The organism is Streptomyces sp. GQFP (assembly GCF_021545335.1).
Taxonomy (GTDB): domain Bacteria; phylum Actinomycetota; class Actinomycetes; order Streptomycetales; family Streptomycetaceae; genus Streptomyces.
The window spans coordinates 5163010-5183015 of the sequence record NZ_CP089312.1 but is presented as its reverse complement, the minus strand read 5'-3'; the positions used below and the strand labels follow the sequence as shown (position 1 = coordinate 5183015).

The window sequence follows — 20006 nt, the reverse complement described above, 5'->3', positions numbered from 1 at the left end:
CCGTCCCGTTAGGCTGCATTGCCCTGCTCCTGCCGCATGTGCGGGATACGCGCCCCGACGCGGACATGAACCGGAGTCGACCATACCGGGCGTCGCCGCGCGCACAAGTCCCGCCCTTCTTCACCACGAAAGAGCAAGGGGCGAACCATGAATTCCCTCAATTACCGGGCGCCGCACATCAATTCATAGGCATCCCACAAATCCCGCCCCGCGTACGTGTGCGTCGCGAGGCCCGCCAGATGACGGTCCGCGTTCACCGCGACAGAGACCGGCACCGCCCCGAAGAGTTCCGCGTCGGAGAGCGAATCGCCGTACGCGACACAGTCGGCCCGGGTCAGACCGAACCGCTCGCAGAGCCGTGCGCCGCGTGCGCGCCCCGTCAGCCGTTCGACGAAGAACGAGGGCGACAGAGAGACGACCGCGCAGTACTCCCCTCGGTCCCTGATCTCGGCCCAGGTCTCCCTGATCCGCAGGAGCCACGGCGCTCCCACGAAGGCCGCGTCGACACGCGCCTCGGTCAGCTCCGCCCACAGGAGACGTACACGGCGGGCGTACTCCGCGGGCTCGACGCGTCGCATCGCGAAGTCCCGCTCCAACTCGGCTATTTCGCGGTCCAGCCCCAGTTGCCGGGATATCTCTACGGGGGCGGCCGAGCCATGCAGCAGCGTTCCGTCGAGGTCGAAGAGATGCAGTCGCGTCATGTGTGCCGAGGCTAGAGCCTGTCGCCCGATGACCGATGCTCAGCGTTTCACGTGAAACATCTGTCCACGCGCTGTACGGACCGGCACGACATGGCCAAAAGAACGTGCGTCCGACCGCAAACAGGTGGACGTGAGGGGCGCCGGTCGGACAGCCTGACCTGCGTGCCGACTCCTTCCCCCGCTGATCTGCCCATCCGTCGTCTGACGCACCGCGATCTCACCGCCTGCGCCGACCTGTCCGAGAATCGGGGCTGGCCCCGCGAAGAGCACAAGTGGGGCCTCCTCCTCACAGCCGGGAAGGGCTACGGCATCGACGACCCCGGCGGCGGGCTGGTCGCCGCATGTGTCGTCACCGAGTACGGGCCGTACGGAAACCCCGACTTGGGCGCCATCGGCATGGTGCTGGTCGCCGAGCGGCACGCCCGTCAGGGCATCGGACGGCGGCTGATGCAGTACGTCATCGCCGCGATGGGCACCACTCCACTGACGCTGCACGCGACCCCGTACGGCCGTCCGCTCTATGAGGAACTCGGCTTCAAGGTGACCGGGAAGGCCGAGATGGTGTGCGGGCGCTTCGCACCGCACGGGCCGGAGTCAGAGGTCGGCACCCGCGCGGCCACGGCCGAGGATCTCGCCAGGATCATCCGGCTGGACGAGGAGGTGTTCGGTACCGACCGCACCCACATCATCACCCGGCTGCCCGCCTTCGCCGACCAGTTGCGCGTCGCCGAGGAGAACGGCCGGATCATCGGCTACGCGGCGGCCTGGCCCACCACGGACACCCAGGTCGTCGGCCCGCTGATCGCCCGCGACACGGCGACGGCGAAGGCACTCCTCGCCTCACTCGCCGCCCGCACCGACCGCCCGCTGCGAACGGACATCGACGTACGACACGAGGAACTGCTGGCGTGGGTGAAGGAACGCGGGCTGACGCCCCTGAGCTTCAACGCGGTGATGACGTACGGGATCTCTGAACTGCCGGGCGACTGGACGCGACGGTTCGCGCCACTGACGGTGGCGGCGGGCTGAGGACCGCGGCGAGACGGGGACCTGCCCAAGTACATAGGCTGCGGCCATGGGAGATCTTGAGATACGGCCCGTGACGGCGGAGGACATTCCCGCGGTCGTCGGCATGCTCGCCGACGACCCGCTGGGCGCGCGGCGCGAATCGCCGGACGACCTGACCCCGTACTACACCGCGCTGGACCGTCTCGCCGCAGACCCGAACCAGCACCTGGTCGTCGCGGTCCGCGAGGGTCAGGTGGTCGGCACGCTGCAGCTCACGATCATGCCCGGGCTGTCCCGCAAGGGCTCGACCCGGTCGATCATCGAGGGTGTGCGTGTCCACGCCGCCGAACGCGGCAGCGGCCTGGGCACGCAGCTCATCGAGTGGGCGATCGACACATCACGCCGCGAGAACTGCCAGTTGGTCCAGCTGACGTCGGACGTCACTCGTACAGAAGCCCATCGCTTCTACGAGCGGCTCGGCTTCACGCCTTCGCATGTGGGCTTCAAACTCCAGCTCTGACCGGGAAAGCGTCATGTTTCACGTGAAACATGACGCTTTCCCGTGGCCGGCGCCTAACTGATCCCGCGCCACCCCTCCGGATCCACCCCACCCGGCACAGAAGCCCCTTCCTCGTACGGCTGACGCACGAAGACGAACGACCCGAGGTCCAGGTGGTCCACGGTCCCGTTCGGCCGCCGTACGGCCCGCAGAAGCTCTCCGGCGAAGTAGCCGTCGAGGCCCGTCCAGGTGCCGTCGCCGTTCGCCCTGAAGCGCGAGCGGCGGCCGATGCCGGTCAAGGGCCCCAGCGAGACGCCCCCGTCGACCGACAGTCGCAGGGCATACGGGGTGGTCCCCCAGTACCACTGGCCCGTCAACTCCAGTACGGAGCTGTCGACTTCGGGCAACGGTCGCCACGGCTCGGGAATCCGCGGCTCGGCCTCCGCGACGATCTTTACGAGGTCGGCGGCGACTGCGGATGTCAGCAGGCCGGAGGTGCAGTTGGCCAGAACGACAGCCGCGAGGTCGTCCGCCACGCCGATGGTGAGGCTCGCCAGGAAGCCGGGCAGCGATCCGCCGTGCCCCACCAGCATCCGGCCGTCCCGGTACTGGACCTGCATGCCGAGGCCGTACGCCGAACCTGCGGCCACGTCCGCTTCCTCGGGCGGAGCAGCCGGCGTACGCATCTCCGCAACGGACGCGGCACTCAGCACCCGGTCGTCTCCCTCGGCGAGGAAGACGGCGAAGCGCGCCAAGTCCCCTGCGGTGGACCAGAGCTGACCGGCCGGCGCCATCCGCCCGAGGTCCTCGATCGGCTCCGGCAGCAGTACATCGGCCCAGGGATGCACCGCCCACCCGCCTGCGTGAGGTGCCTGCGGCTGCCCGCTGGTCCGCTCCAGCCCCAGGGGTTCGAGCACCTCACGCCGCAGCACGTCCTCCCACGGAGCACCGCGCAACTCCTCGACCAGCGCGCCGAGCAGGCTGTATCCGGGGTTCGAGTAGTGGTGGCGCCGGCCCACGGGATGCAGGAACGGCCGCTCCCCGAGGACGTCGGCCAGCTCTGGGCGCAGCGATCCGGGCGTCCGTTCCCACCAGGGAGCGGGCGACTCGGCCGCCAACCCACCGGTGTGCGCGAGCAGTTCGGCGATGGTGGCCTCCCCCGCACCGGTACCCGGCAGATGCTTCTCAAGCGGGTCGATGAGATCGAGCAGCCCCTCGTCGCGCAGCCTCATCACCAGTACGGCGGTGAAGGTCTTGGTGATCGAACCGATCCGGTACTGCACGTCGGCGTCGGGCACCTGGCCGTCCACCGAGCTGCGCGCCCCCGTCCACACCGTCTCCCCGCCCCGCACCATCGCCGCGACCAACGACGGCGCCCGCCCCTCACTCTGGGCAACAGCGATCCGGTGCAGCAAAGCGCGCCGCGTGCTGGGAAGAAGTTCGTTCTGAGGTGTTGTCATGGGGCAAGTCCATCGGCCGGGCCGCGCTGCGTCGAGCGCATTTGCCCCTTGTCGCGGGCCCCCTGCACCGGCCCTACGTCTGGGCCATGTCCACGAACCGCGAATAGTGGCCCTGGAAGGCGACCGTGATCGTCGCCGTCGGGCCGTTTCGGTGCTTGCCGACGATGATGTCCGCCTCGCCCGCGCGCGGTGACTCCTTCTCGTACGCGTCCTCGCGGTGCAGCAGGATCACCATGTCCGCGTCCTGCTCGATCGAGCCGGACTCACGCAGGTCGGAGACCATGGGCTTCTTGTCCGTGCGCTGCTCGGGGCCACGGTTCAGCTGCGAGAGCGCGATCACCGGGAGCTCCAGCTCCTTGGCCAGGAGCTTCAGGTTTCGCGACATGTCGGAGACCTCCTGCTGGCGGCTCTCGGAACGCTTGCCGCCGGACTGCATCAGCTGGAGGTAGTCGATGACCACGAGCTTCAGGTCGGCGCGCTGCTTGAGGCGGCGGCACTTGGCACGGATCTCCATCATCGACAGGTTCGGGGAGTCGTCGATGTACAGCGGCGCGGCCGAGACGTCCGGCATCCGGCGGGCGAGCCGGGTCCAGTCGTCGTCGGTCAGCGTGCCGGAGCGCATGTGGTGGAGGGCCACGCGCGCCTCGGCGGACAGCAGACGCATGGCGATCTCGTTGCGGCCCATTTCGAGGGAGAAGATCACGCTCGGCATGTTGTGCTTGATCGAACAGGCTCGGGCGAAGTCCAGCGCCAGCGTCGACTTACCCATGGCGGGACGAGCCGCGATGATGATCATCTGTCCGGGGTGCAGACCGTTGGTGAGCTGGTCGAGGTCGGTGAACCCGGTGGGCACACCGGTCATCTCCCCCGAGCGCGAGCCGATCGCCTCGATCTCGTCGAGCGCGCCCTCCATGATGTCGCCGAGCGGCAGATAGTCCTCGGTGGTGCGCTGCTCGGTGACCGCGTAGATCTCCGCCTGGGCGCTGTTGACGATCTCGTCGACATCCCCGTCGGCCGCGTATCCCATCTGGGTGATGCGGGTTCCGGCCTCGACCAGACGCCGTAGGACCGCGCGTTCGTGCACGATCTCCGCGTAGTACTCGGCGTTGGCCGCTGTCGGCACCGTCTGGACCAGAGCGTGCAGATAGGGTGCGCCGCCGACCTTGGTGATCTCGCCGCGTCTGGTGAGTTCGGCCGCGACCGTGATGGGGTCGGCCGGCTCGCCCTTCGCGTAGAGGTCGAGGATCGCCCCGTAGACGATCTCGTGCGCGGGCCGGTAGAAGTCATGGCCCTTGAGGACCTCGACGACGTCGGCGATCGCGTCCTTGGACAGGAGCATGCCGCCGAGGACGGACTGTTCGGCGTCGAGGTCCTGCGGTGGTACCCGCTCGAAGGACGTGCCCTCGCTCTCCCACGCGCCGTTCTCGCGGCCTCGGTCGTGCTGTTCGTCGCGGCCTCGGCCCCCTTCGCGGCGCTGCCGGGAGGCGGGCAGACGATCATTGGGACCGCTGTCGGCCCACGGGTCGTCCAAGGGCTCGGAAATACTCACCGAGCCACCTCCTCCCGTCCGCCGAGCGGACCTCGCCGTGCCTCTCTGTTCTACGGCACGGCACTGACAAATAAGAGGCCCAACTCCGGTTCCGGCGCGTCGGTTTTGTGGCGTTTCCGAGGCCGAGGGAAGGGAGCGGGCGCCGCACCACCGTAGGCCCGTCGGCACCGTCAGCCAATCTGGTTATCCACAGGCCATGTGGACGACGGCCCGGATGCTGTGGAGAACTCGGCAAAACCTGTGCACGACCCGGTGGACAGCCCTGTGAACAAGCTTTCGCGACTTCCAACAAACCGCTCCTGACCAGCACGTTTCCCATCCACCGGCTGTGCAGAAGAAAAAGTTTCCCCATTGGGCCAAGATCTCCGCGAACGGCACGCGGCAGCGCACGCCCCAGGAGGAGAGGTAATAGTCACAACCGCATTGCATCTCTTACCTGTGGAAGATTAGATTGGTGGTCATGACACAGGCTCCAGCTGCACCCAGGGCGACCCGGCGCCGGCACGACCGAGAGATCGTCGCACTGGCCGTCCCCGCCTTCGGCGCACTCGTCGCCGAGCCTCTCTTCGTCATGGCCGACAGCGCGATCATCGGCCATCTCGGCACAGCCCAACTCGCCGGACTCGGCATCGCCTCCGCCCTCCTCACCACAGCCGTCAGCGTCTTCGTCTTCCTCGCGTACGCCACTACGGCCGCCGTCGCCCGACGCATCGGCGCGGGCGATCTCCAAGCCGCCATCCGCCAGGGCGTGGATGGCATCTGGCTCGCTCTACTGCTCGGCGCCACCGTCATCGCTGTCGTCCTGCCCTCGGCACCCGCACTCGTGGACCTCTTCGGCGCCTCGGACACCGCGGCCCCGTACGCGGTCACCTATCTGCGGATCTCAGCGCTCGGCATCCCGGCCATGCTCGTCGTCCTCGCATCCACCGGCGTTCTGCGCGGCCTCCAGGACACCCGAACCCCGCTGTACGTGGCCATCGCAGGCTTCGTCGCCAACGCCGCCCTGAACGCAGGCCTCGTCTACGGCGCGGACCTCGGCATCGCCGGTTCCGCCTGGGGCACCGTCATCGCGCAGTGGGGCATGGCAGCGGCCTATCTCACGGTCGTCGTCCGCGGTGCCCGGCGGCACGGCGCCTCACTGCGCCCCGACACCAAGGGGATACGGGCCTCCGCCCAGGCGGGCGCACCCCTCCTTGTCCGCACGCTGTCCCTGCGGGCGATCCTGATGATCGCCACGGCCGTCGCCGCGCGGCTCGGGGACGCGGACGTCGCCGCACACCAGATCATTCTGTCCTTGTGGAGCCTGCTCGCCTTCGCGCTCGACGCGATCGCCATCGCAGGGCAGGCCATCATCGGGCGATACCTCGGCGCGAACGACACCCAGGGTGCCCGCGAAGCCTCCCGCCGCATGGTCGAGTGGGGCATCGCCACGGGAGTCGTCCTCGGTCTGCTGGTCATCGTCAGCCGTTCGCTGTTCCTGCCGCTGTTCACCAGTGACTCCGTGGTCAAGGACGCCGCATTGCCGGCCCTGCTCGTGGTCGCGCTGGCACAACCGATCTGCGGGATCGTCTACGTCCTCGACGGCGTACTGATGGGCGCGGGCGACGGTCCCTATCTGGCCCGGGCGATGCTGGTCACACTCGCTGCCTTCACACCGGTGGCCCTGCTCGTGCCGACTCTCGGCGGCAGCCTCACCGCCGTCTGGGGAGCGATGACGCTCATGATGGCCGTCCGCATGCTGACCCTGTGGTTGCGAGCCCGCTCGGGCCGCTGGATGGTCACGGGCGCGACCCGCTGACATCACGGAAAGCGCCGAGCGCGTCGAACCGCGCTCTGCCCCGTCTCCACTTGTTTCACGTGAAACATCGACCAGCTTCCTGCCGTTTCACGTGAAACATCGGCGTGCTCGGCTCCCCACAACCAGAGCACCACCGAACCAGAGCACCACCGAACCAAGGCACGCAGAAGGGCCGCACCCCTGAGGATGCGGCCCCACAACTGCTTCAGCGAGCGCAGCCCTTAGGCAGCGACGACCTCGATGTTGACCTTGGCGGCAACCTCGGGGTGCAGGCGCACCGACGTCTCGTGGGCGCCGAGCGTCTTGATCGGGGAGCCCAGCTCGATGCGGCGCTTGTCGACCTCGGGGCCACCGGAAGCCTTGATCGCCGTGGCGATGTCGGCCGGGGTGACGGAACCGAAGAGACGACCGGCGTCGCCGGAGCGGACGGCCAGACGGACCTTGACGCCTTCGAGGCGGGCCTTGATGTCGTTGGCCTGCTCGATGGTCTGGATCTCGTGGATCTTGCGAGCGCGACGAATCTGCTCGACGTCCTTCTCGCCACCCTTGGTCCAGCGGATCGCGAAGTTCCGCGGGATCAGGTAGTTGCGAGCGTAGCCGTCCTTGACGTCGACGACGTCGCCCGCGGCACCGAGGCCAGAGACCTCGTGGGTCAGGATGATCTTCATTAGTCGGTCACCCTTCCCTTATCGCGCGGTGGACGTGTAGGGCAGCAGCGCCATCTCACGGCTGTTCTTGACGGCCGTGGCGACGTCACGCTGGTGCTGCGTGCAGTTGCCGGTCACGCGGCGGGCACGGATCTTGCCGCGGTCGGAAATGAACTTCCGCAGCATGTTCGTGTCCTTGTAGTCCACGTACTGGACCTTGTCCTTGCAGAAAGCGCAGACCTTCTTCTTAGGCTTGCGCACAGGCGGCTTCGCCATGGTGTTTCTCCTGTGTGATCAAGAAGTGTGGGTACGACCCGCCCTCGGCCCGAAGGCCTAGAAGGGGGGCTCGTCCGAGTAGCCGCCGCCACCACCGCCGCCGCTGGCGCCGCCGGAGTTTCCACCCCAGCCGCCACCGCCACTGCCGCCGCCCTGGTTGCCACCGGCGGGAGCGCCGGTCGCCCAGGGGTCGTCGGCCGGAGCGCCGCCGCCCTGCGGAGCGCCGCCGGAGTTTCCACCCCAGCCGCCGCCCTGCTGGCCGCCACCGCCACCGCCGCCGTAACCGCCCTGGCCACCGCGGCCGGCACCGCCGGCGGTCTTGGTGACCTTGGCCGTGGCACTGCGCAGGCTGGCGCCGACTTCCTCGACGTCCAGCTCGTAGACCGTGCGCTTGACGCCCTCACGGTCCTCGTAGGACCGCTGCTTCAGCCGGCCCTGCACGATGACGCGCATGCCTCGCTGGAGCGACTCCGCGACGTTCTCCGCCGCCTGACGCCAGACCGAGCAGGTCAGGAACAGGCTTTCGCCGTCCTTCCACTCGTTCGTCTGACGGTCGAACGTGCGGGGCGTGGACGCGACACGGAACTTCGCGACCGCCGCACCGGAGGGGGTGAAGCGCAGCTCGGGGTCGTCGACAAGATTGCCGACGACCGTGATGACGGTCTCGCCTGCCATAGGGGAACCTCTCGGCGGGTTTGCTGCTGGCTGCTTTTGGTGCTGCTACTCGAATTCCCGGGATCAGCTGAGCGGGAGGCTCAGTGGGTCTCGGGGCGGAGGACCTTGGTCCGGAGGACCGACTCGTTCAGGTTCATCTGGCGGTCGAGCTCCTTGACGATCGCGGGCTCAGCCTGCAGATCGATGACCGAGTAGATGCCCTCGGGCTTCTTCTTGATCTCGTACGAGAGACGACGACGGCCCCAGGTGTCGACCTTCTCCACCTTGCCGTTGCCCTCACGGACGACGGAGAGGAAGTTCTCGATCAGAGGGGCGACAGCGCGCTCCTCCAGCTCGGGGTCGAGGATGACCATCACTTCGTAGTGACGCATGTGGAACCCACCTCCTTTGGACTCAGCGGCCACGGTCGTTCCGTGGCAGGAGGGTTGTTGATGCGTACGCAACGGTATCCGCGGCCACTGACAATCGGAGTTCCCGGAAGGGATTCCTCGTCATGGCCAGGGCAGACACCGGTGCAGACGGTACAGAGTACCCGCACAGCGGCTTCCGGTTGAAATCAGCCCCCTGTGACCGTCAATCTGTACACATCGGGTGTGTATGGCGCTACGATGCGCCGCCTTCCGCAGGAGGTGCCACATGGCACAGGCATTGCGACCCAACACCGCCGGATCCCTCTTCGCCACCGACGGCAAGCCCCATCCGCTCCAGGACAGCCTCCTCGCTGTGACCCTGGTGCTCGGGGTGACGGCCTTCGTCACGGCGATGTTCCACAGTCTGCATCTGCTCAGTTCCTGGGCCGGCCTGGTGGGGATTCTCACCGGCGCGTACGGACAGTTCGTCTCGGAGACGACCCGTGAACGCTTCGGACTGATCCTGGGCCTCGGCGCCGCAGCGGTCGGCTTCTTCCTCGGCATGGCACACGGCGGTCTCTTCGGCGGCGTGATCGGCTGACGCGGACCGTGCACTCGTGCCCCGGCCGACGCAGGGCCGGGGCACAGGTGCCATACGGCCAGACGAGGCGCTCGCAGGGCGCAGTAGGCTTCGGCGCGAGAGCCGGAGCCCCTGTACCCATGGGGACACACCAGCCCGAGGAGCGCCCCGAATGAGCCTGACCCTGAGGACGATCAGCCGAGAGCAGCATCTGGCGTACATCCAGAGCCTGCCGTCGGCGAGCCACATGCAGGTTCCGGCCTGGGCCGACGTCAAGGCGGAGTGGCGCTCCGAGAACCTCGGGTGGTTCGACGACCGGACCGGCGAGATCGTCGGCGCGGGTCTTGTGCTGTACCGCCAGCTGCCCAAGATCAAGCGGTATCTCGCGTATCTGCCCGAGGGCCCGGTCATCAACTGGTTCGCGCCGAATCTCGACGACTGGATCCAGCCGATGCTGGCGCACCTCAAGCAGCAGGGCGCCTTCTCCGTGAAGATGGGCCCGCCGGTGATCATCCGGCGCTGGGACGCCCCGTCCATCAAGGCGGGTATCCAGAGCCCGGACGTGAAGCGGCTGCGCGACATCGAGGCCGACTTCATCGAGCCGCGTGCCTTCGAGGTCGCCGACAAGCTGCGCCGTATGGGCTGGCAGCAGGGCGAGGACGGCGGGGCCGGCTTCGGCGACGTACAGCCTCGCTACGTCTACCAGGTGCCGCTGGCGAACCGTTCGCTGGAAGAGGTCCACCAGAACTTCAACCAGCTGTGGCGCCGCAACATCAAGAAGGCCGAGAAGTCCGGTGTCGAGGTCGTCCAGGGCGGTTACCACGACCTGGAGGAGTGGCAGCGGCTGTACGAGATCACGGCGGTGCGCGACCACTTCAGGCCCCGCCCGCTGTCGTACTTCCAGCGCATGTGGACGGCCCTCAACACCGAGGACCCCAACCGCATGCGGCTCTACTTCGCCCGCCACAACGGAGTGAACCTGTCGGCGGCGACGATGCTGATCGTCGGTGGGCACGTCTGGTACTCGTACGGCGCCTCGGACAACATCGGCCGTGAGGTCCGTCCCTCGAACGCCATGCAGTGGCGGATGCTGCGCGACGCCTACGCCCTGGGCGCCACCGTCTACGACCTGCGCGGCATTTCGGACTCGCTGGACGAGACGGACCACCTCTTCGGTCTGATCCAGTTCAAGGTCGGCACAGGTGGGCAGGCTGCCGAGTATCTCGGCGAGTGGGACTTCCCGCTCAACAAGCTGCTCCACAAGGCGCTCGACATCTACATGTCGCGCCGCTGATGTCCCGGAATTTCCGTTCGTACCCCTGAATAGATCGCAGCCACGAGAAAGGTTCCAGGTCCCGGCCATGGCGCTCACGCTCTACGTCGACACCGCGCGCTGGCGTGCGCACCACAAGCACGTGTCCGAGCAGTTCCCGGGGCTCGTCCCGGTCTGCAAGGGCAACGGCTACGGCTTCGGGCACGAGCGGCTGGCGGAGGAGGCCACGCGGCTTGGCTCGGACGTCCTGGCTGTCGGCACGACGTACGAGGCCGCACGGACCAAGGATTGGTTCAGCGGCGACCTGCTGGTGCTGACACCCTTCAGACGGGGCGAGGAGCCCGTACCGCTGCCCGACCGCGTCATCCGCTCGGTGTCGTCGGTGGACGGCGTGCACGGCCTCGTCGGCGCCCGTGTCGTCATCGAGGTCATGTCCTCCATGAAGCGCCACGGTGTGACCGAGCAGGAACTGCCCCAGTTGCACGCCGCCATAGAGGACGTACGCCTCGAAGGCTTCGCGATCCACCTGCCGCTGGACCGCACCGACGGTTCGGACGCCGTGGAGGAGGTCATCGGCTGGATGGACCGGCTGCGCGCGGCCCGGCTGCCGCTGCACACCATGTTCGTCAGCCATCTCAAGGCCGAGGACCTCGGGCGGCTTCAGCAGCAGTTCCCGCAGACCCGCTTCCGCGCCCGTATCGGCACGCGGCTGTGGCTGGGGGACCACGAGGCCACGGAGTACCGCGGCGCAGTCCTGGACGTCACCCGTGTGGCCAAGGGCGACCGCTTCGGCTACCGGCAGCAGAAGGCGGCCTCGGACGGCTATCTGGTGGTCGTGGCGGGCGGTACGTCGCACGGAGTGGGCCTGGAGGCCCCCAAGGCGCTGCACGGCGTCATGCCGCGCGCCAAGGGCGTCGCCCGGGCCGGTCTCGCCACCGTCAACCGGAACCTCGCCCCGTTCGTCTGGGGCGGCAAGCAGCGCTGGTTCGCCGAGCCGCCGCACATGCAGGTCTCGATCCTCTTCGTGCCCTCGGACGCCCCGGAGCCGAAGGTCGGCGAAGAACTGGTGGCCCATCTGCGGCACACCACCACGCAGTTCGACCGGATCGTCGACCGCTGACCGCACAGCTGCGAGCCATGCGAAAGGCCGTACACGGAGTCCGTGTACGGCCTTTCGCATGACCCTTCCCTGCCGTGTTCGCTCAGAGCGAACGCTCCTCGTTCTCCCGCACCGGCCGGCTGCCCCACTCCACCTGCGGCCCGTCGAAGTGCGCGGCATGCCGCGGCGGACGGGCCGCGGCACCGAGTACGAAGATGTCCTCAGCGCCGTCGAGCACGCCCCCGGAGGGATCGTCGTCGCCTGCCCGGCGCACGACGTCCCGCTCCGGCATGAGGATGTCCCGGACGATCACGGCGCACAGGTACAGCGTGCCCACGAGGTGGGCGGCGATGGCGAACTGGTAGCCCTCGGTGGGCAGGCCCTTGTGGGCGTCGCCGCTGGTCGTGTAGGCGAGGTACATCCAGATCCCCAGGAAGTACGCGACCTCGCACGCCTGCCAGATCAGGAAGTCCCGCCACTTCGGGCGGGCCAGTACGGCGAGGGGGACCAGCCACAGGACGTACTGGGGTGAGTAGACCTTGTTGGTGAGGATGAAGGCCGCGACGATCAGGAAGGCCAGCTGGGCGAAGCGCGGACGGCGCGGGGCGGTCAGCGTGAGTGCCGCGATACCCACGGCCGAGGCCAGCACCAGCAGCGTCGCGAAGGTGTTGACGGTCTCGGTGCTGAACGGATAGTCGAAGCGCTGGGCGATGATCAGCCAGAAGGAACCGAAGTCGACGCCTCGTTCCTGGCTGAACGTGTAGAACTTCGACCAGCCCTCGAAGGCGAAGACCATCACCGGCAGGTTCACGGCGACCCAGGCGACGACGGCGCCCCCCAGTGCCTTGCCGAACGGCCGCCACTTGCCCGCGCGCCAGCACAGCACGAACAACGGCCCCAGCAGCAGGAAGGGATAGAGCTTGGCGGCCGTGGCGAGCCCCAGCAGGACCCCGAAGGCGAGGGGCCGCCCGCGAGACCACATCAGCATCGCCGCGGCCGTCAGAGCGACCGCCAGCAGGTCCCAGTTGATCGTGGCGGTGAGCGCGAAGGCGGGCGCCAGGGCGACCAGCAGACCGTCCCAGGGGCGCCGCGCGTGGGTGCGCGACACGCATACGGCGATGATCGCCGCGCACACCATCAGCATTCCGGCGTTGACGAACCAGTACCACTGCTCCTGGTGCTGGATGGTGCCGCTGCCGGGCGTGAGCCAGGCGGCCACCTCCATGAACACGCCGGTCAGCACCGGGTATTCGAGGTACTCCATGTCGCCGGACAGCTTGTCGAAGTACGGCACGAGTCCGTCGGCGAAGCCACGGCCCTGGTAGAGGTGCGGGATGTCGGAGTAGCAGGCGTGTGTGTACTGCGTACTGGCCCCGAAGAACCAGCCGCCGTTGTAGCACGGCGCCTTCTGGACCAGGCCGAGGGCGAACATACCGATCGCCACGAGGGCTACCACTCGTACCGGAGTCCACCAGGACGTCCCCAACAGGGCACGCCGGCCGATGGGGCCGCCGATCAGCTCACTGCCGGCCACGGCGATCTCGTCGTCCTTGGTCGGCCGTACCGGGTCCGGCTCGCGCACGCTCGCTTGCGTCGTCTCTGCACTGGGCATGGGCCTCATCCTGCCGTACGCACCTAGGAGTACGCCGAGGGCCGCCGCACCTGGTCGGTGCGACGGCCCCATGTTTCACGTGAAACAACGTGAATCGGATCGGTGTTTCACGTGAAACACCCGCGCCGGACGCTGCCTCGGCCAACGGCTCCGTCAGCCGAAGATGCCTCCGCTGCCATTCCCGTTCGCGTTGCCGTTACTTTCTTCTTCGCTTTCCGTTGGCGTTGGACTCGATGTCACTCCGCCGTCGGTAGTGCCTTCGTCCGTGTCGCCCGTCTCAGTTCCTCCGGTGTCATCACAGTTGACGTCGAAGGTGCCGCAGGTCTCGCTGGGTGTGGGCGACGGAGAGATCTCGATCTCGTCGGTGGGCGTCGGGCTCGGTGTCGGGGTGGCTTCCTCGGTTTCGGTGATGGAGGGAGTCGGGCTCGGCAGCGGGTCCTCGTCGACGACCTCGCCATAGGGCTCGGGAGTCGGGAATTTCTTCGCCGGTACGCCCTTGAGCGCCTGTTCCATGTAGTCGTGCCAGATCTCGGCCGGGAACGAGGCACCGTGGATCTTCTCCTGGCCACCCGTGCCGTACATCTCCAGGAACTCGCGGTTCTTCTTGGTTCCGTCGTCGTCCATCCGGTACATGCTGATCGCGGTGGACAGCTGCGGGGTGTAGCCGACGAACCAGGCCGACTTGTTGCCGTCGGTGGTACCGGTCTTGCCTGCCACCTGGCGGCCGGTCAGCTGGGCCGCCGTACCCGTTCCGTCGTCGACCACGGTCTTGAGGACGTCGGTGACGTTGTCGGCGACCTGGGCGGTGAACGCCTGCTTGGCCTTGGCGATCTTCTGGTGATCGAAGACCGTACCGTCCTTGCTGGTCACCTTCTCGACCGAGTACGGGTTGTTCTGCTTGCCGCTCGCCGCGAAGGTCGCGTAACTGCCGGCCACGCGGATCGCACTCGGGTCAGAGGTACCGATCGAGAAGGACGGGAAGTCGGCGCTGGCCAGGCTGCTGTCGAGGAGGCCCGCATCGGTGGCGGACTCCCTGACCTTGTCCAGGCCGACGTCCATACCGAGCTGGACATAGGCGGAGTTGGAGGAGACCCGCATCGCCTCACGCAGGTCGATCCGGAAGCTGGGCGCGTTGTACGACTCGTCGCCGTCGTTGCGCTGCAGCCACTCCTTGTCGTCCTTGTCCTTCCAGATCGTGCCGTCGTAGTTCTCGATCTTGAGCTTGTTCTTGCCGCTGTAGATGCTCTCCGGGGAGACCTGGGTCCGCTCGTCCTGTGCCTGCGTCGCCCCAAGTTCCGGATCCCGTACGCCCCACTTCATCGCGGCGGCGAGTACGTACGTCTTGAACGTCGAACCCACCTGGGCGCCCGTCGTATCGGCGTTGTTGGTGAAGTGCTTGGTCGCGTCCTCACCGCCGTAGATGGCCTTGATCGCACCCGTCGCCGGGTCCACGGAAGCGCCGCCGAACTGGACGTACGTGTCGGTGTCCGGGCGCTCCTTGGGCTTGATGTTCGCCTTCCGGACCTTCGTGACCGCCTTCTCCAACGCCGCGACCTTCTTCTTGTCGAAGGTCGTGTAGATCGAGTAGCCGCCCTGCTGCAGTTGGTCGGCGGTGATCCCGGTCTTGTCGGTGTTGTTGATCAGGTAGCCCTTGGCGAGGTCGACGAGGTAGCCGACCTGGCCGCTCAGCGCGGTGTTAGAACGCGGGTTCTGGGTCTTCGGGAAGGCCGTGATCTTGGCACGGTCGGCCGCGGTCATGCGGCCGTCCTTGACCTCCTCGTCGAGGATCCACCTCCACCGCTCCACAACCCGCTTGGTGTTTTTGGCCTGGGTGGCGTTCACGGGATCGACGGCCACATTGCCGGCCGGGTCGTAGTACGTGGCGCCCTTCAGCACCGCGGCCAGGAACGCGCACTCGCTGTCGGTCAGGTCCTCGGCGTCCTTGTTGAAGTACGCGCGGGCGGCTGCCTGAAGGCCGTAGGAGTCACGGCCGTAGTACGCGGTGTTCAGGTAGCCGGCCATGATCTCCTCCTTCTCGACGTTGGCGCCGACCTTGATGGAGATGAACAGCTCCTTGAACTTCCGCGTGAGCGTCTGCGACTGGTCGTCCAGGCGGGCGTTCTTCACGTACTGCTGGGTGATCGTCGAACCACCCTGCGTCTGACCGCCCTTGGCCATGTTGAACAGGGCCCGGGCGATACCCACCGGGTCGACACCGCTGTCGGTCTCGAACGTCTTGTTCTCGGCCGACATCACGGCGTACCGCATCGACGCCGGGATCTTCTCGTAGCCGATGATCTGGCGGTTCGTCTCACCACCGGTCGCGACCATCTGGCTGCCGTCGGCCCAGTAGTAGACGTTGTTCTGGGCGTTGGCGGCCTTGGCGACGTCCGGCACGCCCACCAGGGCGTAGCCGATGCCGGCCACCGCCACCAGGCTGCCGACGAAGCCGATGAACAGCCCCGTCACCTGCCGCCAGGACGGCATCCAGCGCGCTGCTCCGTACTTGCCCGCGCGCGGATAGTCGATGAAGCGCTTCTCGGGCGGGGGACCGGCCGCACGGCCTCTGCCGCGCCCTGGTCCGTTCGGGCCGCTGGGACCGCCGCGGCGTCCGCCGCCCTCGGTCCCTCTGCGACGTCCACCAGTATTTCTCTGCGCGGCGCGCCGGGATTCGGCACGGCCTCCGGACTGGCGCTCGTCACCTTCGGCTCCGTAGGGACCCAACCCGTAGGAACCCGATCCATAGGAGTCGGAAGGAGACTCGGTTGCGCCTCGCGGTGCCGCACGGCGGCCGGAGGACGAGCCGGACTGGCCGCGTCGGGCCGCGGCACGTCCGCCTCCCTGCGGCTGCGGCGGTTTGCGACGGTGCTCGCTCATCGAACGATTACTCCTTGGGCAGGCGCACCCGCGCGCGCCTGGAAACGGCGGCTGGTTTCCGGTCCCCCCCAAGTACGGATGCGGCCGTGTTCGCATTCACCCGTACCGCACCAAGCACGACGACGTCCCCAAACGTCACTCGGTTCCCGGTGGACTGCATGCCGCACAGACTACGCACCGTCAAAACCCGCCTAGCACCGAAGTTCACCCCAAATCAGGCAACTTGCTTCCTACGAATCGGTGATGTGATCCCGTTCACCATCTCCCCTCTTGTCGCATCCACAGGGCCGTTCTATCGTCTAGATGTATCGAGTCGATACATCAGCTCGGCATAAACAGTGCCGGAGACGTCACGGTCGGACCGTGGGAGAAAGGAGGCGACGATGAGCCGGCGTTCCGGGATCCTCGAGTTCGCCGTCCTCGGCCTGCTCCGCGAGTCACCGATGCACGGCTACGAGCTGCGGAAACGACTCAATACATCACTGGGTGTGTTCCGCGCCTTCAGCTACGGCACGCTGTACCCCTGCCTCAAGACGCTCGTCGCGAGCGGCTGGTTGATCGAGGAGTCCGGACGCGCGTCGGAAGACGCGCTCGCCGCCCCCCTCACAGGGCGCCGCGCCAAGATCGTCTATCGGTTGACGGCGGAAGGTAAGGAGCACTTCGAGGAGCTGCTCTCGCAGACGGGCCCGGACGCGTACGAGGACGAGCACTTCGCCGCTCGTTTCGCCTTCTTCGGGCAGACGTCCCGCGATGTACGCATGCGCGTGCTCGAGGGCCGTCGCAGCCGGCTGGAGGAGCGTCTGGAGAAGATGCGCGCCTCTCTGGCGCGTACACGGGAGCGCCTCGACGACTACACCCTCGAGCTCCAGCGCCACGGGATGGAGTCCGTGGAGCGCGAAGTGCGCTGGCTGAACGAGCTGATCGAGAGCGAGCGGGCCGGACGGGACCTCAAGGGTGCCGCTTCCGGGGAACCCGACTCGCAGGACACCACATCTGGAGCGCCGGGCGGCCTGCCCCGGTCCCGGGAGGACGACTCCCGGACCGGTCCGTCCGACGACACCGCCACGTGAGGCCCCTGCCAGGGCCTCACTCGTACACACAGGGAGCAACCGGAATGGGTTCGGTTCGCGTAGCCGTCGTCGGCGTGGGCAACTGCGCCGCGTCGCTGGTACAGGGAGTCGAGTACTACAAGGACGCCGATCCGGCGTCCAGGGTCCCGGGCCTCATGCATGTGCAGTTCGGGGACTATCACGTCAAGGACATCGAGTTCGTCGCCGCGTTCGACGTGGACGCCAAAAAGGTCGGCCTCGACCTGGCGGATGCCATCGGCGCCTCCGAGAACAACACCATCAAGATCTGCGACGTGCCGAACACCGGTGTGAAGGTCCGGCGTGGCCACACCCTCGACGGTCTCGGCAAGTACTACCGCGAAACCATCGAGGAGTCCGAGGCCGAACCGGTCGACGTCGTCAAGATCCTCAAGAAGAAGCAGGTCGACGTTCTCGTCTGCTACCTGCCCGTCGGTTCCGAGGCGGCGGCGAAGTTCTACGCCCAGTGCGCCATCGACGCCAAGGTCGCCTTCGTGAACGCCCTCCCGGTCTTCATCGCCGGTACGAAGGAGTGGGCGGACAAGTTCACCGAGGCGGGCGTCCCGATCGTCGGCGACGACATCAAGTCGCAGGTCGGCGCCACGATCACGCACCGCGTGATGGCGAAGCTGTTCGAGGACCGGGGTGTGGTCCTGGACCGCACGATGCAGCTGAACGTCGGCGGCAACATGGACTTCAAGAACATGCTCGAACGTGAGCGCCTGGAGTCCAAGAAGATCTCCAAGACGCAGGCCGTCACCTCCCAGATCCGCGACCGCGAGCTGGGCGCCGACAACGTCCACATCGGCCCGTCCGACTACGTGGCCTGGCTCGACGACCGCAAGTGGGCGTACGTCCGCCTGGAGGGCCGTGCCTTCGGTGACGTCCCGCTGAACCTGGAGTACAAGCTGGAGGTCTGGGACTCCCCGAACTCCGCCGGCGTCATCATCGACGCCGTGCGCGCCGCGAAGATCGCCAAGGACCGCGGTATCGGCGGCCCGATCCTCTCCGCGTCGAGCTACTTCATGAAGTCCCCGCCGGTCCAGTACTTCGACGACGAGGCACGGGACAACGTCGAGAAGTTCATCAAGGGCGAAGTCGAGCGCTGAGGTCGTGCGCTGAGAGGAGTCCAGCGCCGGTCTAGCTTCCACAAGCTTGTCGCTCCTGCCCGTCGAGGGTCCCCGGGTCATCCGCCCGGGGACCCTCCTCGTATGTGAGGCTGTGCCCCATGGCTGTCGTACGTGACCTGCGCGTACTCCTGCGCCTGAGGAACTTCCGGCGCCTGCTCGCCGTACGGCTGCTCTCCCAGGGCGCCGACGGCGTCTATCAGGTCGCACTCGCCACGTACGTCGTCTTCTCGCCGGAGAAGCAGACCTCGGCGGCGGCGATCGCCTCCGCGATGGCGGTCCTGTTGCTGCCGTACTCCCTGGTTGGCCCCTTCGCGGGCGTTCTGCTGGACCGCTGGCGACGCCGCCAGGTCTTCCTGTACGGCAATCTGCTGCGCGCCCTGCTGGCATGCGTGACGGCCGTCCTGATGCTGAGCCATGTCCCCGACTGGCTCTTCTATGTCTCCGCCCTCTGCGTCACCGCCGTCAATCGCTTCGTGCTGGCCGGACTCTCGGCGTCCCTGCCTCGTGTGGTCGACGACGACCGCCTGGTGATCGCCAACTCGCTCTCCCCGACGGCCGGCACGCTCGCGGCCACGGCGGGCGGCGGACTCGCCTTCGTCGTACGGCTGGCGGCCTCCGACTCCGACGCCGCGGTGGTCCTCCTGGGCGCGGCCCTGTACCTCTGTTCCTCGCTCGCCTCCCTCCGCCTCGGCCGGGAACTGCTGGGGCCCGACCCCGAGTTGGTGCAGCCCCGACTGGCGGCAGCCCTCACCGGCACCGCGCGCGGCCTGGCGGCAGGCGTACGGCACCTTGCCGAACCGGGGCGCAGAGAGGCGGCCTGGTCGCTGGCCGCGATGACGCTGATGCGGTTCTGCTACGGCGCCCTGACGGTCATGGTGCTGATGCTCTGCCGGTACGCCTGGTCCGACGACTCCGACGACGGGCTGGCCCTGCTGGGCCTCGCCGTGGGGATCTCCGGGGCGGGCTTCTTCGTCGCGGCCGTGATGACCCCGGCGGCGGCCGGACGGCTCGGTCCCGTCGGCTGGATCATGGTGTGCGCCGGAGCAGCGGCGGTCCTGCTGCCCGCGCTCGGCCTGGCGTTCGCCGAAGTGCCCATGCTGATCGCGGCGTTCGTCCTGGGCCTCGTCACCCAGGGCTCGAAGATCGCCACGGACACGATCGTCCAGTCCTCGGTCGACGACGGCTTCCGCGGCCGGATCTTCTCCCTCTACGACGTCCTGTTCAACGTCGCCTTCGTCGGCGCGGCCGGAGTGGCGGCCCTGATGCTGCCCTCCGACGGCCGCTCGGTGTCCCTGTTGGTCACAATCACCGTTATCTACGGGGCAATTGCTGGGGCTATGGCCCGCTTTGAACACCGGTAAGTGTCACATGAAGGCCACAGAGA

General features: G+C 67.6%; 18 protein-coding genes. 9 read left to right on the top strand and 9 right to left on the bottom strand.

Annotated features, from left to right (window positions below; genetic code table 11):
- Nucleotides 1–161 precede the first annotated feature (161 nt).
- Complete coding sequence (locus tag LUX31_RS22940) at nt 162–701, bottom strand: HAD family hydrolase (RefSeq protein WP_235476852.1); 540 nt, start codon at nt 699–701, stop codon at nt 162–164.
- A gap of 162 nt (nt 702–863) precedes the next feature.
- Between LUX31_RS22940 and LUX31_RS22935 the strand changes: the two genes are divergently transcribed.
- Together LUX31_RS22935 and LUX31_RS22930 are read left to right on the top strand one after the other, a co-directional pair.
- Nucleotides 864–1730, top strand: a complete 867-nt coding sequence (locus LUX31_RS22935; RefSeq protein WP_235476851.1) for a GNAT family N-acetyltransferase — start codon at nt 864–866, stop codon at nt 1728–1730.
- 46 nt (nt 1731–1776) lie between these two features.
- Nucleotides 1777–2229: a GNAT family N-acetyltransferase gene (locus tag LUX31_RS22930; RefSeq protein ID WP_235476850.1), complete on the top strand. Its 453-nt coding sequence runs from the start codon at nt 1777–1779 to the stop codon at nt 2227–2229.
- Between the two features lie 53 nt (nt 2230–2282).
- Here the strand turns inward: LUX31_RS22930 and LUX31_RS22925 are convergent, their stop codons facing one another.
- Both LUX31_RS22925 and dnaB read right to left on the bottom strand, forming a co-directional pair.
- Nucleotides 2283–3668, bottom strand: a complete 1386-nt coding sequence (locus LUX31_RS22925; RefSeq protein WP_235476849.1) for a serine hydrolase domain-containing protein — start codon at nt 3666–3668, stop codon at nt 2283–2285.
- A 73-nt stretch (nt 3669–3741) separates the two neighbouring features.
- The gene (gene dnaB / locus LUX31_RS22920; RefSeq protein ID WP_235476848.1) at nt 3742–5217 is read right to left on the bottom strand and encodes a replicative DNA helicase; all 1476 of its coding nucleotides are present in this window, start codon (nt 5215–5217) and stop codon (nt 3742–3744) included.
- A 460-nt stretch (nt 5218–5677) separates the two neighbouring features.
- Between dnaB and LUX31_RS22915 the strand changes: the two genes are divergently transcribed.
- On the top strand, nt 5678–7015 hold the full coding sequence (locus LUX31_RS22915; RefSeq protein ID WP_235476847.1) for an MATE family efflux transporter: 1338 nt from the start codon (nt 5678–5680) through the stop codon (nt 7013–7015).
- 221 nt (nt 7016–7236) lie between these two features.
- Here the strand turns inward: LUX31_RS22915 and rplI are convergent, their stop codons facing one another.
- The 4 genes from rplI to rpsF form a co-directional block, all read right to left on the bottom strand.
- Nucleotides 7237–7683: a 50S ribosomal protein L9 gene (gene rplI / locus LUX31_RS22910; protein WP_006381650.1), complete on the bottom strand. Its 447-nt coding sequence runs from the start codon at nt 7681–7683 to the stop codon at nt 7237–7239.
- Nucleotides 7684–7701: 18 nt separating this feature from the next.
- A complete protein-coding gene (rpsR, locus tag LUX31_RS22905; RefSeq protein ID WP_006381652.1) occupies nt 7702–7938 on the bottom strand; it encodes a 30S ribosomal protein S18 in 237 nt (78 codons plus the stop codon).
- A 57-nt stretch (nt 7939–7995) separates the two neighbouring features.
- Nucleotides 7996–8613 carry a single-stranded DNA-binding protein gene (locus LUX31_RS22900; RefSeq protein WP_235476846.1) on the bottom strand — a complete coding sequence of 206 codons (618 nt, stop codon included), beginning with the start codon at nt 8611–8613 and terminating at the stop codon, nt 7996–7998.
- Between the two features lie 80 nt (nt 8614–8693).
- Nucleotides 8694–8984, bottom strand: coding sequence for a 30S ribosomal protein S6 (gene rpsF / locus LUX31_RS22895; RefSeq protein WP_006381649.1), 291 nt, complete (start codon nt 8982–8984; stop codon nt 8694–8696).
- 265 nt (nt 8985–9249) lie between these two features.
- On the opposite strand from rpsF, the gene LUX31_RS22890 reads away from it, so the two are divergent.
- The 3 genes from LUX31_RS22890 to LUX31_RS22880 all read left to right on the top strand — a co-directional run bounded on the left by LUX31_RS22890 (nt 9250) and on the right by LUX31_RS22880 (nt 11936).
- Nucleotides 9250–9564, top strand: coding sequence for a hypothetical protein (locus tag LUX31_RS22890; protein ID WP_235476845.1), 315 nt, complete (start codon nt 9250–9252; stop codon nt 9562–9564).
- A 151-nt stretch (nt 9565–9715) separates the two neighbouring features.
- Nucleotides 9716–10837 carry a peptidoglycan bridge formation glycyltransferase FemX gene (gene femX, locus LUX31_RS22885; protein WP_235476844.1) on the top strand — a complete coding sequence of 374 codons (1122 nt, stop codon included), beginning with the start codon at nt 9716–9718 and terminating at the stop codon, nt 10835–10837.
- A 67-nt stretch (nt 10838–10904) separates the two neighbouring features.
- Entirely contained in the window at nt 10905–11936 is a 1032-nt protein-coding gene (locus LUX31_RS22880; RefSeq protein ID WP_235476843.1) for an alanine racemase, read from the top strand.
- A gap of 82 nt (nt 11937–12018) precedes the next feature.
- Here the strand turns inward: LUX31_RS22880 and LUX31_RS22875 are convergent, their stop codons facing one another.
- Together LUX31_RS22875 and LUX31_RS22870 are read right to left on the bottom strand one after the other, a co-directional pair.
- On the bottom strand, nt 12019–13527 hold the full coding sequence (locus LUX31_RS22875; RefSeq protein ID WP_235476842.1) for a glycosyltransferase family 87 protein: 1509 nt from the start codon (nt 13525–13527) through the stop codon (nt 12019–12021).
- Between the two features lie 153 nt (nt 13528–13680).
- On the bottom strand, nt 13681–16404 hold the full coding sequence (locus tag LUX31_RS22870) for a transglycosylase domain-containing protein (protein WP_235476841.1): 2724 nt from the start codon (nt 16402–16404) through the stop codon (nt 13681–13683).
- Nucleotides 16405–16787: 383 nt separating this feature from the next.
- Between LUX31_RS22870 and LUX31_RS22865 the strand changes: the two genes are divergently transcribed.
- From LUX31_RS22865 to LUX31_RS22855, 3 genes are all read left to right on the top strand, one after another.
- Nucleotides 16788–17474, top strand: a complete 687-nt coding sequence (locus tag LUX31_RS22865) for a PadR family transcriptional regulator (protein ID WP_235476840.1) — start codon at nt 16788–16790, stop codon at nt 17472–17474.
- 44 nt (nt 17475–17518) lie between these two features.
- Nucleotides 17519–18601 carry an inositol-3-phosphate synthase gene (locus LUX31_RS22860; protein WP_105970254.1) on the top strand — a complete coding sequence of 361 codons (1083 nt, stop codon included), beginning with the start codon at nt 17519–17521 and terminating at the stop codon, nt 18599–18601.
- Nucleotides 18602–18720: 119 nt separating this feature from the next.
- The gene (locus LUX31_RS22855; protein WP_235476839.1) at nt 18721–19983 is read left to right on the top strand and encodes an MFS transporter; all 1263 of its coding nucleotides are present in this window, start codon (nt 18721–18723) and stop codon (nt 19981–19983) included.
- Nucleotides 19984–20006 lie beyond the last annotated feature (23 nt).